Source organism: Sinorhizobium sp. KGO-5 (genome assembly GCF_036245905.1).
GTDB lineage: Bacteria > Pseudomonadota > Alphaproteobacteria > Rhizobiales > Rhizobiaceae > Sinorhizobium > Sinorhizobium meliloti_A.
Genome location: NZ_BDIZ01000002.1, coordinates 905,796 through 919,457 on the forward strand (window position 1 = coordinate 905,796; position 13,662 = coordinate 919,457).

Sequence of the window (13,662 nt, forward strand, 5' to 3'; positions counted from 1 at the left end):
GCCTGTTTACCTCCAGCGTTTTTCGTAGGCACCGGACGTCGTCCGCTGCCCCTCGCTCAACAGCCTGAGGCGGGCCAGAAGCGTACGGCGCTCTTCCGGGCGAGCATCGAGTGCCTTGCGTAGGGTTGCAACGACTTCGGCGACATAGGCCTTGCCTCGCTGCCGCCCTTCGATCTTGAGTGCACTGACGCCCGCCTCCCGGAGGGCGTCGATCTGTTCCATGACGTCGAGCGAGACTGGATCCTCGAAGGCGTAGCCGCGGGCATTCGCAATGTCGAACCTCCCCTTGCAGAGCGTCGGATAGCCGGCCGCCTCGTCACGGGGAAAGCGGTTGATGGTGTAGGCGCCAAGCTCGGAGACGAGATCACCCCGGTCCTGCCGATAGCGCACGTGGCTTGCGGGGGAGCACACGCCGTTCATGTTGGGAGACTTGCCGGTGGCGTAGGATGACAGCGAGCAGCGACCTTCCGCCATAACGCAGAGCCCGCCGAAGACGAAGACCTCGATCTCGCAGCGGATCTGGCGGGCGAGCCGCGCGATGTCGGAGATCGTCAGCGTGCGCGGGAGCACGACCCGCTTTGCGCCGAAGGCCCCCACCAGGAAATTCACCGCATCCGGATTGGACGCGGATGCCTGCACCGACACGTGCAGCCGCTGCTCGGGATAGGTCTCCGCGACATGGGCCATTAGGCCGAAGTCCGCAAGGATGAGCGCGTCTGCGCCAAGCCGGACCGCGTCCGCCGCTGCCTGGTACCACAAGCCTTCATGTCCGGCGCGCATGAAGGTATTGAGCGCGACGAAGGTCTGAGCGCCTCTCCGATGGGCATAAGCGATGGCTTCGCCGAGTTCCTCGCGCGAGAAGTTGAGGCCGGGGAAATTCCGCGCATTGGTCTCGTCGCGGAAGCCGCAATAGACGGCTTCAGCACCGGCATCGACGGCCTCGCGGAAAGCGGCAGGCGTCCCCGCCGGGCAGATCAATTCCATGCGGCATTCTCCCCGGCAAGTGCGCGGCGGCGGATTGCTGCCGCGGTGCGGCTGACGAGCGGTCCGAGCGGCCCGGCGGAAGCGCCAAGGTCGCGCGGCAGGTCGATTTCGCAGCCGTCGAGTGCGTTGCGGAGGGCCAGCATCGCCTCCATGTCTCCGCCGACGGTGAGCGCCCGTGAGAAGAACAGGGCGTCTGCGTCGCAGCGGCCTTCGAGAAGCGCCAGTAGCAGGAATAGGGGGCCCTCCACGAGAGCATCTGCAGCGCATTCGGTTGGCTTGCGGGTTACCGACACCGCCGCGCGTGACGGCTCCACCACAAAGACGAGCGGCACGTCGAGCGGACAAAAGGCATAGCGCTTCCCCCTGTGCTCCCCGAGGCGGTCGAAGAGGGCGGGATGCCTGTCGAGCAGGCTTTTGAACATCAACTTCACCGCCCCGTCGATCAAAGCGATCGGCACAACGGCAAGAGGTGCTGTCAGCGGGCGTGGAAATTCCATATCTCTCGCCTTTGCAAATGACGACTCGGCTACTTCTGCGGAGAACCTAGCGGCAACCTCCGTGGGCAATTTGCGCTGGAGCAAAGACAGAAGGGTTTTCGCGGGCGAGACACCTCGCATGTATCGCAGCGATCAAGTCATCCGCCGCTTTTCCGACCTCCAGGACTTCGCCGCCATGCTCGAGCGGCGTGGCCGCTTGCGCCGTATATCGCGGCCCGTTTCGCTCGTGCATGAGGTCACCGAGATCCACCGGCGGGTGCTCCTCGCGGACGGGCCAGCCCTGCTGTTCGAGAAGCCGGTCGACGCTTCCGGCCGCATTTGCGACATTCCGCTGCTCGCCAATCTGTTCGGTACGATCGAGCGGATAGAGTGGGGTTTCGGGCTGCCCGCAGGGGGTCTTCCGGGCCTTGCGGAAATGCTGGCGGAACTGCGGGAACCGAGATCGCCGCGGTCGCTGTCGGACGCCTGGGGAAAGCTGCCCCTGCTGAAGGCCGCCCTTGCGATGCGGCCGCGAAGCGTCGCACGACCGCCGGCGCAGGAGACGGTGTGGCGCGGCGCGGAGGCCGACCTTTCGCGGCTGCCGATCCAATGGTGCTGGCCGGGAGAGCCGGCGCCGCTCGTCACCTGGCCACTGGTGATCACCCGTGCGCCGGACGATCCGAGCGACATCAATGTCGGCATCTATCGCATGCAGGTGCTCGGACCGAACCGACTCATCCTGCGCTGGCTCGCGCATCGCGGCGGCGCCCGACACCATCGCATGTGGCAACAGCGCGGCGAAGCCATGCCGGTGGCGGTCGCCATCGGCGCCGACCCGGCAACGATCCTCGCCGCGGTGATGCCGCTGCCGGAAGGCATGAGCGAGCTTGCCTTCGCAGGGCTGCTGAAGGCGGAGCGGCCACCAGTCGCGGCGGCGGTCACGGTACCGCTGTCTGTTCCGGCCAATGCCGAGATCGTCCTCGAGGGGGTCGTCGCGGCGGACGACACCGCCGAGGAGGGTCCCTATGGCGATCACACGGGATACTACAACTCCGTCGAACGTTTTCCGGTAATGTCGTTGTCGGCGATCACAATGCGCCGCAGGCCATTCTATCTCTCGACCTTTACGGGCCGCCCACCCGACGAGCCGTCGAAGCTCGGCGAGGCTATGATGGAGCTTTTCCTGCCGCTGGTGAAGCGGCAGTTCCCGGAGATCGTCGATCTTTACCTGCCTCCGGAGGCCTGCTCGTATCGTGCGATGGTCGTCTCCATCGACAAGCGCTACCCCGGTCAGGCGAAGCGTATCATGATGGGGCTCTGGTCGATGCTGCCGCAGTTCAACTATACGAAGCTCATCGTCGCGGTCGACCCCGATATCCACGTCAGGAACTGGAGCGACGTCATCTGGGCGCTGTCGACCCGGTTCGACGCCAGCCGCGATGTGACCATCCTCCACGACACGCCGATCGACTACCTCGATTTCGCGTCTCCGAAGCCGGGGCTCGGTGGCAAGCTCGGACTCGACGCGACGCGCAAGCTCGAGCCGGAGACAACCCGCGAATGGGGACGCGTGCTTGAGATGTCGGCGGAAGTTGTCGGGAAGGTCGATCAAGTTTGGACTGAACTGGGCCTGGGAGCAACGCCATGAGTAAGAAACATGTCGTGGTCGGCGTCTCGGGGGCATCGGGTGCCGCGCTGGCGCTCCGGGTCGTCCAGCGCCTTGCGGAAATCCCTTCCGTCGAGACGCATCTGATCGTCTCGGATTCCGCAAGGCGCACGCTGCTCCACGAGGTCGGCCCGCACGCGCTGCATCAATTGCTGACGATCGCTGATCGTAGCTATCAAATACGGGACATCGGAGCGGCAACGGCTAGCGGCTCGTTTAGGACTGCCGGTATGATTGTCGTTCCCTGTTCGATGCGGACTCTGGCGGCGATCGCTGCCGGTCTTGCGGACAATCTCATCGTGCGAGCGGCGGACGTGCACCTCAAGGAGCGGCGAAGGCTCGTGCTGATGACCCGCGAGACGCCGCTGCATCTCGGTCACCTGCGCAACATGACGGCAGTTACCCAAATGGGAGCGGTCGTGATGCCGCCGGTGCCGGCCTTCTATCAACGGCCGCAAAGCGTCGAAGAGATCATCGACCATCTTGCAGCGCGCGCGATCGATCTGGTCGGCCTGCCGGGGGAGCCACTTGCAACCGAATGGGATCCGCAGTCCCACCGTCAGCACACTGCGGCGAGATAGGTTCCGGGTGGACAAGCGCTGCATTACCGCTGGTGGCGAGCTGCATGAAGCCAAGCAAGACGGTTGAAGCCGCTACGTCCGAAGTTCGGGTCGGGAGGCCAGTGAGATGGACTGAGGCATGGCTAACTATTGTGCCGTCGCGAGGAGGAGAGGGTCGGCATAGAACAGGGCGGCATGGCCTCCGGCAAGCAGCCATAGGGTCAATACTGCCGTTGCCGCGGTGGCGATGGCGATTGGCGTGTCGCCGGACAAAAGGGTGCGCCCGGAGAAGAGGGCGACGAACGGCAGAATGGAGGTCTTCGCAGACTGGTGCTGCCATTGATCTCCAAGTCGGCGCCGGGCGCGCTTTTCGATCATAGGTATGGTGCCGAGAGCAAAAAGCGCAAAGCCGCCGAAGAGGATCAGCGAGCGCACGTCGCCGTTGGCGACGAGATGGCCGATCGCCCAGATGGTGAACCCCCAGAGAACCGGATGGCGAGTAACCGAGACGATTGAGCCCGCTCTCTGTCCTTGGCGGATCGAGACCGATAGCGGATTGCTACTGAAGAGACCGGCAAGCACGAGAAACACGCCGACTGGAGCGGCAATCAAGGTCACCCAAGCCTGCCAAGCCGCAGGCTGCCAGAGCGGGATATAGTCGACATCAAGCGCCGCGTAGAGCACCCAAGCGAGTGCGAGTATGGAAGCGAGCGAATAGATCGAGAAATAGGCCGCCCTGCCGAGCAGGATTAACAGCCGCTCGCGGATGGCGGGGATCGCCGGAACTGAGTGAAGGATGAGAAAGACAAACAGTGCCAGAAGGAACTCGGCCATAGTCGTCTTCCTCAGTGCGCTGTATTCGACCGCTTTATCGCGGCGATGATTGCCTGTTCCGCTGCAACATGGTGGCGGAGCCCCTCGAGGAAAGCGTGTAGCATCAAAGCGACTGTCTCCCAAGAAACTGCGCATCGATCTGATGCTGCCGATCGGAGCGTGTCTGCGACGTGGCTACCGTCTAAGGCGACTGCTCGACCCGCACGGGTCGTACGTACATCAAGCGGCAAAGGCTGCGGCTCATTGGACGTTTGTCCAAGGCTCAATGACCGGATCTTTGCCGCGGTCGCTATGCAGAGGTCCCGGTCCATGGGGCCCCCAAGCGAATCGATGATGGACTCGACCGCATCGCAAAGCGCGAGCAACTCGCCATACTTCGCCTCAAGTCGATGGAGCGGAGATGAGATAGCCACGTTGTTTCTCCCGCATTCAGCGTTCAATGAACAGCACGGCGGCGCAGGCGAGCGACGCCAGCACGGCGGCGGCCGTTCCAGTCCGTTGCAGGACACCCATGCGATAGAGCACGAGCGCGAAGATGATGATGATCGGGGTGGCTACCGAGAGGCCGATCTGCGCATCAGACATGGTGATCTCCTTTTCGTCGGAACATAGCGGGTCGGCCGGACCGGTCTTTGATCGAGAGCAAAGAACCGGGCGCTCCTTTCTCCTATTCCGCTTCGGCAACCGATGCGGAGATGCGGCATGGAAAACGTGATGACGGCCGGCGCGGCCGACGAAGAGGAAGCCGATACGTTCATCCTCTGGGTCCTGATCTGGAGCGAGCTCGCCGCCTTCGGGATCCTTATCGCCGCCTTCCTGGTCGCCTCGCTGATTGCTGCCGACGATTTCGCCGTCGCACGGCTGCACCTCAAACCGGCTATAGCCGCCTTCAACACGCTCGTCCTGCTGACGAGCGGCTGGCAGGCGGCGGTTGCGGCAGGAAAGGGCGCGTCAGTCGCCAGGCGGCGCCGGGCACTTGTGCTGGCGGCGCTTCTCGGCTTCGCCTTCGTTGCCATCAAGATCTACGAGTACGGCACGGAGATCCGTTTTGCTGGCGAGGTCGCGTTTCACTCATTCTTTGAACTCTATTTCCTCCTGACCGGCTTTCATCTCGTCCATGTCGGCTTCGTCGCCATCGTGCTGCTCGTCGTCGCCTGGAAGCCGCGCCGCGCCAATGTCGACCTCGTTACCACCCTCTGGCATGTGATCGATCTCGTCTGGATCGTCATGTTCCCCATTCTCTATCTGGTTTGAGCACCATGACCGACCACGACCCCCGACAGTTGCAGAAGACCTGGATGGTCCTTGTCCTGATGGTTCTCGCCGGCATGCTGCTCTCCCTCAAGGCCCGGGATCCCGCAGCTCCGCTGGTGGTCACGCTCGCCTTGCTGACGCTCGCGTTGTTGAAAGCCCGTCTCGTCGTGCTGGACTTTCTAGGCTTGCGTTCGGGACCGCGGGTCTTGCAGGTCGGCCTGATCGCCTGGCCGTTCTTCTTTGCGCTCGCGGCTGCGGCAAAAGCGCTCATCGCGACCGTCTCGCCCGTCGGTTGAAGGGCTCTTCGTCACTTGTTTGCCGAAACGCAAAGAACGCCGGCGCGCAGACTTTAGAAGAGATCGCGTTTACCGGTGGGGCGGGGGGATCCGCGGCCGACCGGCGGGAATTGCTCAGGCCGGCCCGCGCAATGCGGCCTGCGGGAATTGAAAGGACCACGGGATGGCAGAACGCCTTACCAAGACAGGGGCACGCAACGTCTTCTACGGCGGCTCCATCTTCTTCTTCGCGATCTTTGTCGGCCTGACGGCCCACAGCCACTACTACATGAGAACCGTATCCACCGACGAGTCGACGCTGACCGACTCCGTGGCGCGCGGCAAGCACGTCTGGGAGAAGAACTCCTGCATCAACTGCCACACTCTCCTCGGCGAAGGCGCCTATTTCGCGCCGGAGCTCGGCAATGTCTGGAAGCGGTGGGGCGGCGAGTCCGACCCGGAAGGCGCGCGCGAGACGCTCAAATCCTGGATGGCGGCGCAGCCCTCCGGCGCCGAGGGGCGGCGGCAGATGCCGCAGTTCGATCTCACCGAGCAGGAACTGAACGACCTTGCCGATTTCCTCGAATGGACGAGCCGCATCAAGACGCAGAAGTGGCCCCCGAACGAGGCCGGCTGAGACGACGGGACAAGGAGAAAAGACATGAAATATCAAACCCAAAAGGTCGCGATGCTGTATTTCTACGGTGCGCTCGGCCTGTTTCTCGCCCAGATCCTCTTCGGTGTGCTCGCCGGCACCATCTATGTGCTTCCCAACACGCTCTCCGAACTGCTGCCGTTCAACATCGTCCGCATGGTGCACACCAACGCGCTGATCGTCTGGCTGTTGATGGGTTTCATGGGCGCCACCTATTACCTGCTCCCGGAAGAGGCGGAGACGGAGCTCTATAGTCCCAAGATCGCGGTCGCACAGTTCTGGATCTTCCTGGTGGCCGCGGCCGTTGCGGTCGTCGGGTATCTCCTCCATATCCACGAAGGCCGCGAATTTCTTGAGCAGCCCTTCGCGATCAAGGTCGGCATCGTCGTCGTGGCCCTGATGTTTCTCTTCAACATCACCCTGACCGTACTGAAGGGTCGCAAGACCACGGTTACGAACATCCTGATCTTCGGCCTCTGGGGCGTGGCGATCTTCTTCCTCTTCGCCTTCTACAATCCGGTCAATCTCGCGCTCGACAAGATGTACTGGTGGTACGTCGTCCATCTGTGGGTCGAAGGCGTCTGGGAACTGATCATGGCCTCGGTTCTGGCCTTCCTGATGATCAAGCTCAACGGCATCGACCGCGAGGTCGTCGAAAAGTGGCTCTATGTCATCGTCGGCCTGGCGCTCTTCTCCGGCATCCTCGGTACCGGCCACCATTATTACTGGATCGGCGCACCGGGCTACTGGCAGTGGATCGGCTCGCTCTTCTCCACGCTCGAGGTCGCCCCTTTCTTCACCATGGTGGCCTTCACCTTCGTCATGACCTGGAAGGCCGGCCGCAAGCATCCGAACAAGGCCGCGCTCCTGTGGTCGATCGGCTGCTCGGTGATGGCCTTCTTCGGAGCCGGCGTCTGGGGCTTCCTGCACACGCTTTCGTCGGTCAACTATTACACCCATGGTACCCAGGTCACCGCTGCGCACGGGCATCTCGCCTTCTTCGGCGCCTATGTGATGCTCAACCTCGCCGTGATGGCCTATGCCATCCCGGAGATCAAGGGACGGGCGCCCTATAACCAGTGGCTGTCGATCGCCAGCTTCTGGGCCATGTGCAGCGCCATGTCCGTCATGACCTTCGCGCTCACCTTCGCCGGCGTCGTCCAGGTCCACCTGCAGCGGGTCCTCGGCGAGAGCTTCATGGCCGTGCAGGAGCAACTGGCCCTCTTCTACTGGATCCGCCTCGGATCCGGCGTGGTCGTACTCATCTCGGCGTTGATGTTCTTCTGGGCAGTCCTTGTGCCCGGCAGGAGCGCCAGCGCGGCCCTCAACCAAGCCGTCCAACCCGCCGAATGAAGGGAAATGGCCGGCCCACTTGGCCGGCCGCCTCGTTTGAAGTTAGAACCCGGAGATTGTTCATGAACATCGCCCTCAAGACTCCGCCCATTCCTGACTCGGCTATCCCGGCCTATTCCCCGTCAGGCCGGGAATGCGAGCTCTTTGAAAGCGCCTGGACGCGCCAGCTTCCGCTCCTGCTGAAGGGCCCGACCGGTTGCGGAAAGACGCGCTTCGTAGCCCATATGGCGTCGAAGCTCGGGCTGCCGCTTTCGACCGTGTCGTGTCACGACGATCTCGCCGCCGCAGACCTGACTGGCCGCTATCTCCTCAAAGGAGGCGACACCGTCTGGGTCGACGGCCCCCTGACTAGGGCCGTGCGCGAGGGCGGCATCTGCTACCTCGATGAGATCGTCGAGGCCCGCAAGGATGTCGCGGTGGTGCTGCATCCGCTCACCGACGACCGGCGCATCCTGCCCCTCGAACGCACCGGCGAGCTCCTGGAGGCGCCCCCCGGCTTCATGCTGGTGGTCTCCTACAATCCCGGCTACCAGAACCTGCTCAAGGCCCTCAAGCCGAGCACGCGGCAGCGCTTCGTTGCCATCGAGTTCGACTTCCTGCCGAGGGCGAGCGAGATTGCCGTCGTTTCCGAAGAGAGCGGGCTCGACGAGAGCCGGGTCGCGCAGCTTGTCGATCTCGCGCATCGGCTACGGGGTCTCAAGGGGCATGATCTCGAGGAGGGTGTCTCGACGCGCCTGCTCGTCTATTGCGCCAGCCTTGTCGAAAACGGAGTGTCGGTGCGCGACGCCGTTTTGGCGACGATGATCGAACCGCTCACCGACGAGCCGGACGTCAAGGCCGCGCTCATAGAGATCGCGGACGCGGTCGTCCGCCAGGGATAAGAAAATGCTGGACTTCCTCGAACTCGAAGAAACGGTCGGCCGCGCCTGGCACCGCTTGATCGGCAATACGCGGACCTGGCCGCGCTTCCCGGACGAGGTGGTCCGGCTCGATGAGGTCCAGGCCGTGCTCGCCGTGTACTTCCGCGGTCTTGGCGGCGAGCGGGCGGTGCAGATCGCACCCGCCCGCGGCCGTACCTCCGCGCACCGGCTGCGCTTGCGCCAGCGCATGGGCCTTGGCGAGGAGAAGCTCGTCCAGCCGGCGCGCGACCATGCGACGCTGATGCTGCCGGCAGAGGTCGATCTCTTTCCCCTGCGGCGTCTCAACCGCGACCTGTATTTCTGGCTGGCCGCGATGATGGCCGTCATGCCGCTCAAGCCCGTCGGCGCCGCCGACCCGCTATCGCGCGATCTGGCACTCCTTTCGCGTGCCGGTGAAACGGTAAGGTCGGTGCTCGCCACCTATCCCGCAATGCGCCAACGCTATCGTCGTCTCTGCAGGGCGGTGCTCAAGGTCCGACAGCGGCGCTCGCTTCCTTCGGTCGAGCAGCATGTCGAAAACCGGATACTCTACATGCTGAGAGACGGCGCCGGCCTGAATGACGACGTGCCGCCGGTCATCTTTCCCCGAAATGCCCCACCCGGCTACCTGCCAATGCTTCCAGTGCCGCTCTGGCCCGACGCGCTCCTGCGTGAAGAGACGGAGCGGCGACACGGCGAAGACGAGCCCGCTCGCGGTGGCGACAGAGCAGGAGGGCCGGAGACGACGCGCCATGTGGCGACACGCGAGGCACAGCGCCAGTCCGAGCGGAGCCCGTTCATCCTCAACCGCTTCGAAAAGATCCTCGCCATGGCCGAAATGGTCAATGTCGATCGTCCGGCGGACGACAGCGATGACCACGACGCCAGCGCCGCCGACGAGCTCGACGACATGACACTCGGCGAACGCAACGGGCGCCCGGCCGCTCGCTTTCGCTTCGACCTCGACCTTCCCCCGGAAGCGCTGGACCGCACGCCGCTCATGGCGGAAGTCACCTATCCCGAATGGGACTATCGCAGCGGCGGCTACCTTAAGGATCATTGCCGGGTGCTTGCGGCGCCCGCCTCAGCGGAAGGCCTGCCGGGAGAAGCGGATCCGACGACGAAGAGCCTGATCCGGCGTGTGCGTCGTCAGTTCGAGGTGTTGCGGCCGCGACACGAGATGTTGAGGGCGCAGATCGACGGCGCCGATCTCGATCTCGACGCGGTTGTCCGGACTCGCACAGACATAAGGGCCGGAGGGCAGGGCAGCGACCGCATCCACATGATGAGCCGCCCCCAGGAGCATGACCTTGCGGTGACGATCCTCGTGGACGTGTCGCTCTCGACCGACGCCTGGTTCGATGATCTTCGCGTCCTCGATGTCGAGAAGCAGGCGCTTCAGGTGCTGGCGCATGGGCTTTCGGCCTGTGGCGACGCCCATGAAATCCTCACCTTCACGTCCCGACGGCGGGATTGGGTGCGGATGGAGACCGTGAAGGCCTTCGACGAGGTGATGAGCGCGACGATCGAGGCGCGCATCGCGGCGCTGAAACCCGGCTACTACACCCGCATGGGCGCGGCCATCCGCCACGCTGCAGCGGGGCTTATCGAACGGCCGAATCGCCGCAAGCTCCTCATCGTCCTGACCGACGGCAAGCCCAACGATGTCGACCACTACGAGGGACGTTTCGCGCTAGAGGACAGCCGCCGCGCAGTCGGCGAAGCGCGCCGCTCGGGCATCAGCGTCTTCGGGGTGACAGTGGATCGCGAGGCGAGATCCTATCTGCCGGTCATATTCGGTCAGAACGGCTACGCAGTCGTCAGTAACATCGGCAGGCTGCCTGCAGCCCTGCCGGCGATCTATCGCGGCCTTGTAAGATAGGCGGGGGCAGGCCGCGAGACGGAAGGCCCGGCATGCGCGTACATGCCGGGCCTCTCTGTTCTCAGCTTGAGGCGGCCTTCACGCCGCCTTGCTATGGGTCCGTCCCGGTTGATCGATATAGGCGTCGAAGGCCGCAGCGGCGGCACGGATAAGGAAGCGTCCCCCTTCGCGCAGCCGTATGACGCCGTCGGCGATATCAAGGATGCCGTCACTTTGCAGCATTGCGAGCCTGGTATTGCCACGGAGCAGCATCTCAGGATCGAAGCCGTGCGCGGTGGCGAGAGCGGGAACATCGACGCCGAAGTCGCACATCAGCCGCTCGATGATGCTTGCCCGCAACCTATCCTCCCGCGTCATCCGGTAGCCTTTCACCGTTGCAAGCCGACCCGAGGCAATGTGTTGCGCGTACAGGCCCGGCGGCACCTCGTTCTGCACATAGCCGTCGTCCATCCGCCCGATCGCCGACGCACCGAGGCCGATGAGAGTCTCGCAGGCATCGGTCGTGTAACCCTGGAAATTTCGGTGCAATCGACCGCTTGCCTGCGCGATCGCCAGGCTGTCGTCCGCGAGGGCGAAATGATCGAGCCCGATGCGGCAGTAGCCGGCGGCGGCAAGTGTCGCCGCTATGGCCTCGGCCTGGGCGACGCGGCCCTCCGCATCAGCAAGCGCCTGCTCGTCGATCAGCTTCTGGTGCTTCTTGAACGTGGGGATGTGGGCGTATCCGAAGACTGCGAAGCGCTCGGGTCCCATCCGGATCGCCGCCTCGGCGGTCGCGATGCAGGATTCGACAGTCTGGTGCGGCAGGCCGTAGATGAGATCGAAATTGATGCTGTTGACGCCGGACTGACGCAGGTGCGAAACGGCCTCCATCGTCTGCTCCTCGCTCTGGATCCGGTTGATCGCCTTCTGTACCACCGGATCGAAGCTCTGCACCCCGAGGCTCGCCCTACGGACACCGGCTTGGCCGAGGGCCGTAGCCATTTCGTGCTCGAGCGTTCGCGGGTCGATTTCCACGGCGATTTCCGCGGTGCTCGCGAACTCGAAATGCTCGCGCAGCAGTGTTATCAGTGCACGGAATTCCTCCGGCTGCACGATAGTCGGCGTGCCCCCGCCGAAATGCACGTGGTCGATGCTGAGCGGCGAACACGTGATTGCCGAGACTAGACGAACCTCCTCTCGAAGCATGTCGAGGTAGTCGAGGATCGGCTGGTCGCGCTGCGTGATCGTCGTGTGGCAGCCGCAGTACCAGCACATCGATCGACAGAAGGGGATGTGCAGGTAGAGCGACGTCGGCTTCCCCGGAGCGATGGCTGCGAGCCAGTCGGCATAGGTGCTGGCGCCGACGGCGGGCGAAAAACGGGGTGCCGTCGGATAGCTCGTGTAACGGGGCAGGCGTGCCTCGCCATATTTTGCGACAAGAGCCGGTTGCATGGAGAGTCCTTCTGGTGAGGGTGGAACCTTGATCGGGTGCCATTCTAGCGGCGGACCGGGGCGGCCTCTTTGAGCAATGTCAAAGGATGTCGACTGCATCTATGGAAGCCGCAATCAGCGCGGCAGCGAGTGTCGTGATCACCCAGGCGACGACCATTTGTCCGGCAATCCCCGTCGGTCGTTTGATGATCTTCTCAGGCAGGGGAGACTTCGGCCATCCGGATTTACATGCGCAATCCTAACCTGCCATTCGCACCTTCGAGGACTGCGCCGCGTCTATTCGGCCGCGGTGCGGGCGGCATAGCAAACGCGGTCGCGAAGGGCGTCGCACGAAAGCAAGAAGGACCTTCTCGGGCAAAGCACTTGTGCCTGAGCGAGAGGAAACTCACAGCAGCCGCGATCTCATAGGGGCTTGTTATCTAGTACTCGGCGCGGGCGGACCGTTCTCTTTGAATGTCAAAGACATGGACGAGAGCTCGCGTGATCCAGCCAATCCATGGGGATTGGGCGCATTCAACTATGACTGCGAGCCCAGGCCGTGGGGTTAGCGGAGCCAACCATGTCTGCCGGCCATCATATCTGGGGTCCAGGCCGGCTCGTAGGTCAGCCGAACCTCTGCATACTCAACACCCGGTAAATACCAGACGCAGTTGCGCACTGCCTCTTTCAGATATTCGCTTGCCGGACAGCCCTTCGTGGTCGTGGTCATCGTCACATGGACGACGCCGCCATCCTCGACGGATACATCATAGATAAGTCCGAGATCGACTATATTGCGGCCAAGCTCAGGGTCGATGATCATGCGCAGTGCATCGCGGATTGAATCGCAGATCGTCGCGTTTTCCGGTTCGATCATGGCTTCAGCCCTTATCACCGACGCGGACAAAGATGCGGAAGGTGGTTCGTGTTTCGTCGAAATTACCCGCCCACTGGTGCCCCCGCTTGGAGAGCTCCGGGAAGAGGAAGATCGGTTCGCGGGAAAGTAGCGCGAACAGCACCTCGCCCGGCCGCAGCTGCTCTGCAGCCGCGAGGATGCGGACCATGGGTTCCGGGGGGTCGAGCTCGGTCAGGTCGAGGTTTTCGACGGGATCGGGCCAGGAGTCCGGATCGTCGGCATCTGCAGAGACCTCGACGGGGGCTCCCGCTGCCTTTGGCGTGAACAAGACTTCCCAGTCGCCGCCTTGTATCTCCTGTGCCTCGTGGCTAAAGCCGCGGCCCTCCATCACTTTGAACAGCGGCTGCGGACGAAAGGGAGCAAGCAGCCGTAACGCTTGGCCCGTTCTCAACTCGTTCACCGCCTCCATGATCGCTTGGAACGGCTCGCCGCCGCTCCTCAATATGGGTCGGACGTCGAATTCTCTTGGTGCTGGGTTCTGGGTCTCGATAGTCATCG

At 63.4% G+C, this 13,662-nt stretch carries 15 protein-coding genes; 8 read left to right on the forward strand and 7 right to left on the reverse strand.

Annotation, left to right across the window (positions count from 1 at the left end; translation table 11 throughout):
- Positions 1-6: 6 nt before the first annotated feature.
- Both ubiU and ubiT read right to left on the reverse strand, forming a co-directional pair.
- The gene (ubiU, locus tag BHD07_RS13610; RefSeq protein ID WP_338280739.1) at positions 7-984 is read right to left on the reverse strand and encodes a ubiquinone anaerobic biosynthesis protein UbiU; all 978 of its coding nucleotides are present in this window, start codon (positions 982-984) and stop codon (positions 7-9) included.
- Positions 975-1,481 carry a ubiquinone anaerobic biosynthesis accessory factor UbiT gene (ubiT, locus tag BHD07_RS13615; protein WP_324765244.1) on the reverse strand — a complete coding sequence of 169 codons (507 nt, stop codon included), beginning with the start codon at positions 1,479-1,481 and terminating at the stop codon, positions 975-977. The genes ubiU and ubiT overlap by 10 nt, the downstream gene beginning before the upstream one ends.
- 118 nt (positions 1,482-1,599) lie before the next feature.
- Between ubiT and BHD07_RS13620 the strand changes: the two genes are divergently transcribed.
- Complete coding sequence (locus BHD07_RS13620; protein ID WP_338280742.1) at positions 1,600-3,108, forward strand: UbiD family decarboxylase; 1,509 nt, start codon at positions 1,600-1,602, stop codon at positions 3,106-3,108.
- Complete coding sequence (locus tag BHD07_RS13625; protein ID WP_338280743.1) at positions 3,105-3,707, forward strand: UbiX family flavin prenyltransferase; 603 nt, start codon at positions 3,105-3,107, stop codon at positions 3,705-3,707. Before BHD07_RS13620 ends, BHD07_RS13625 begins: the two co-directional genes overlap by 4 nt.
- Before the next feature lie 126 nt (positions 3,708-3,833).
- Here the strand turns inward: BHD07_RS13625 and BHD07_RS13630 are convergent, their stop codons facing one another.
- Together BHD07_RS13630 and BHD07_RS13635 are read right to left on the reverse strand one after the other, a co-directional pair.
- On the reverse strand, positions 3,834-4,520 hold the full coding sequence (locus BHD07_RS13630; RefSeq protein ID WP_338280745.1) for an NnrU family protein: 687 nt from the start codon (positions 4,518-4,520) through the stop codon (positions 3,834-3,836).
- A 429-nt stretch (positions 4,521-4,949) separates the two neighbouring features.
- Complete coding sequence (locus BHD07_RS13635; RefSeq protein ID WP_011970971.1) at positions 4,950-5,105, reverse strand: hypothetical protein; 156 nt, start codon at positions 5,103-5,105, stop codon at positions 4,950-4,952.
- A gap of 117 nt (positions 5,106-5,222) precedes the next feature.
- On the opposite strand from BHD07_RS13635, the gene BHD07_RS13640 reads away from it, so the two are divergent.
- The 6 genes from BHD07_RS13640 to BHD07_RS13665 all read left to right on the forward strand — a co-directional run bounded on the left by BHD07_RS13640 (position 5,223) and on the right by BHD07_RS13665 (position 10,838).
- Positions 5,223-5,774, forward strand: a complete 552-nt coding sequence (locus BHD07_RS13640; RefSeq protein ID WP_338280762.1) for a cytochrome c oxidase subunit 3 — start codon at positions 5,223-5,225, stop codon at positions 5,772-5,774.
- Between the two features lie 5 nt (positions 5,775-5,779).
- Positions 5,780-6,070 carry a cytochrome C oxidase subunit IV family protein gene (locus tag BHD07_RS13645; RefSeq protein WP_338280764.1) on the forward strand — a complete coding sequence of 97 codons (291 nt, stop codon included), beginning with the start codon at positions 5,780-5,782 and terminating at the stop codon, positions 6,068-6,070.
- Between the two features lie 163 nt (positions 6,071-6,233).
- Entirely contained in the window at positions 6,234-6,686 is a 453-nt protein-coding gene (locus BHD07_RS13650) for a c-type cytochrome (RefSeq protein WP_102763141.1), read from the forward strand.
- A 24-nt stretch (positions 6,687-6,710) separates the two neighbouring features.
- Positions 6,711-8,057, forward strand: a complete 1,347-nt coding sequence (locus BHD07_RS13655; protein ID WP_324765251.1) for a nitric-oxide reductase large subunit — start codon at positions 6,711-6,713, stop codon at positions 8,055-8,057.
- Positions 8,058-8,119: 62 nt separating this feature from the next.
- Positions 8,120-8,938 carry a CbbQ/NirQ/NorQ/GpvN family protein gene (locus tag BHD07_RS13660; RefSeq protein WP_338280767.1) on the forward strand — a complete coding sequence of 273 codons (819 nt, stop codon included), beginning with the start codon at positions 8,120-8,122 and terminating at the stop codon, positions 8,936-8,938.
- Between the two features lie 4 nt (positions 8,939-8,942).
- Entirely contained in the window at positions 8,943-10,838 is a 1,896-nt protein-coding gene (locus tag BHD07_RS13665) for a nitric oxide reductase activation protein NorD (RefSeq protein ID WP_338280769.1), read from the forward strand.
- Between the two features lie 78 nt (positions 10,839-10,916).
- Here BHD07_RS13665 and hemN read toward each other — a convergent pair whose 3' ends face one another.
- The 3 genes from hemN to BHD07_RS13680 form a co-directional block, all read right to left on the reverse strand.
- The gene (gene hemN / locus BHD07_RS13670; RefSeq protein ID WP_338280772.1) at positions 10,917-12,269 is read right to left on the reverse strand and encodes an oxygen-independent coproporphyrinogen III oxidase; all 1,353 of its coding nucleotides are present in this window, start codon (positions 12,267-12,269) and stop codon (positions 10,917-10,919) included.
- 544 nt (positions 12,270-12,813) lie between these two features.
- The gene (locus BHD07_RS13675) at positions 12,814-13,125 is read right to left on the reverse strand and encodes a metal-sulfur cluster assembly factor (RefSeq protein ID WP_338280773.1); all 312 of its coding nucleotides are present in this window, start codon (positions 13,123-13,125) and stop codon (positions 12,814-12,816) included.
- 4 nt (positions 13,126-13,129) lie between these two features.
- Positions 13,130-13,660, reverse strand: coding sequence for a DUF2249 domain-containing protein (locus BHD07_RS13680; RefSeq protein WP_338280775.1), 531 nt, complete (start codon positions 13,658-13,660; stop codon positions 13,130-13,132).
- Positions 13,661-13,662 lie beyond the last annotated feature (2 nt).

Bases quoted from the DNA above. Each gene is read 5' to 3' on its own strand.
- ubiU (WP_338280739.1), bottom strand. From the start codon at position 984: ATGGAATTGATCTGCCCGGCGGGGACGCCTGCCGCTTTCCGCGAGGCC.
- ubiT (WP_324765244.1), bottom strand. From the start codon at position 1,481: ATGGAATTTCCACGCCCGCTGACAGCACCTCTTGCCGTTGTGCCGATC.
- BHD07_RS13620 (WP_338280742.1), top strand. From the start codon at position 1,600: ATGTATCGCAGCGATCAAGTCATCCGCCGCTTTTCCGACCTCCAGGAC.
- BHD07_RS13625 (WP_338280743.1), top strand. From the start codon at position 3,105: ATGAGTAAGAAACATGTCGTGGTCGGCGTCTCGGGGGCATCGGGTGCC.
- BHD07_RS13630 (WP_338280745.1), bottom strand. From the start codon at position 4,520: ATGGCCGAGTTCCTTCTGGCACTGTTTGTCTTTCTCATCCTTCACTCA.
- BHD07_RS13635 (WP_011970971.1), bottom strand. From the start codon at position 5,105: ATGTCTGATGCGCAGATCGGCCTCTCGGTAGCCACCCCGATCATCATC.
- BHD07_RS13640 (WP_338280762.1), top strand. From the start codon at position 5,223: ATGGAAAACGTGATGACGGCCGGCGCGGCCGACGAAGAGGAAGCCGAT.
- BHD07_RS13645 (WP_338280764.1), top strand. From the start codon at position 5,780: ATGACCGACCACGACCCCCGACAGTTGCAGAAGACCTGGATGGTCCTT.
- BHD07_RS13650 (WP_102763141.1), top strand. From the start codon at position 6,234: ATGGCAGAACGCCTTACCAAGACAGGGGCACGCAACGTCTTCTACGGC.
- BHD07_RS13655 (WP_324765251.1), top strand. From the start codon at position 6,711: ATGAAATATCAAACCCAAAAGGTCGCGATGCTGTATTTCTACGGTGCG.
- BHD07_RS13660 (WP_338280767.1), top strand. From the start codon at position 8,120: ATGAACATCGCCCTCAAGACTCCGCCCATTCCTGACTCGGCTATCCCG.
- BHD07_RS13665 (WP_338280769.1), top strand. From the start codon at position 8,943: ATGCTGGACTTCCTCGAACTCGAAGAAACGGTCGGCCGCGCCTGGCAC.
- hemN (WP_338280772.1), bottom strand. From the start codon at position 12,269: ATGCAACCGGCTCTTGTCGCAAAATATGGCGAGGCACGCCTGCCCCGT.
- BHD07_RS13675 (WP_338280773.1), bottom strand. From the start codon at position 13,125: ATGATCGAACCGGAAAACGCGACGATCTGCGATTCAATCCGCGATGCA.
- BHD07_RS13680 (WP_338280775.1), bottom strand. From the start codon at position 13,660: ATGACTATCGAGACCCAGAACCCAGCACCAAGAGAATTCGACGTCCGA.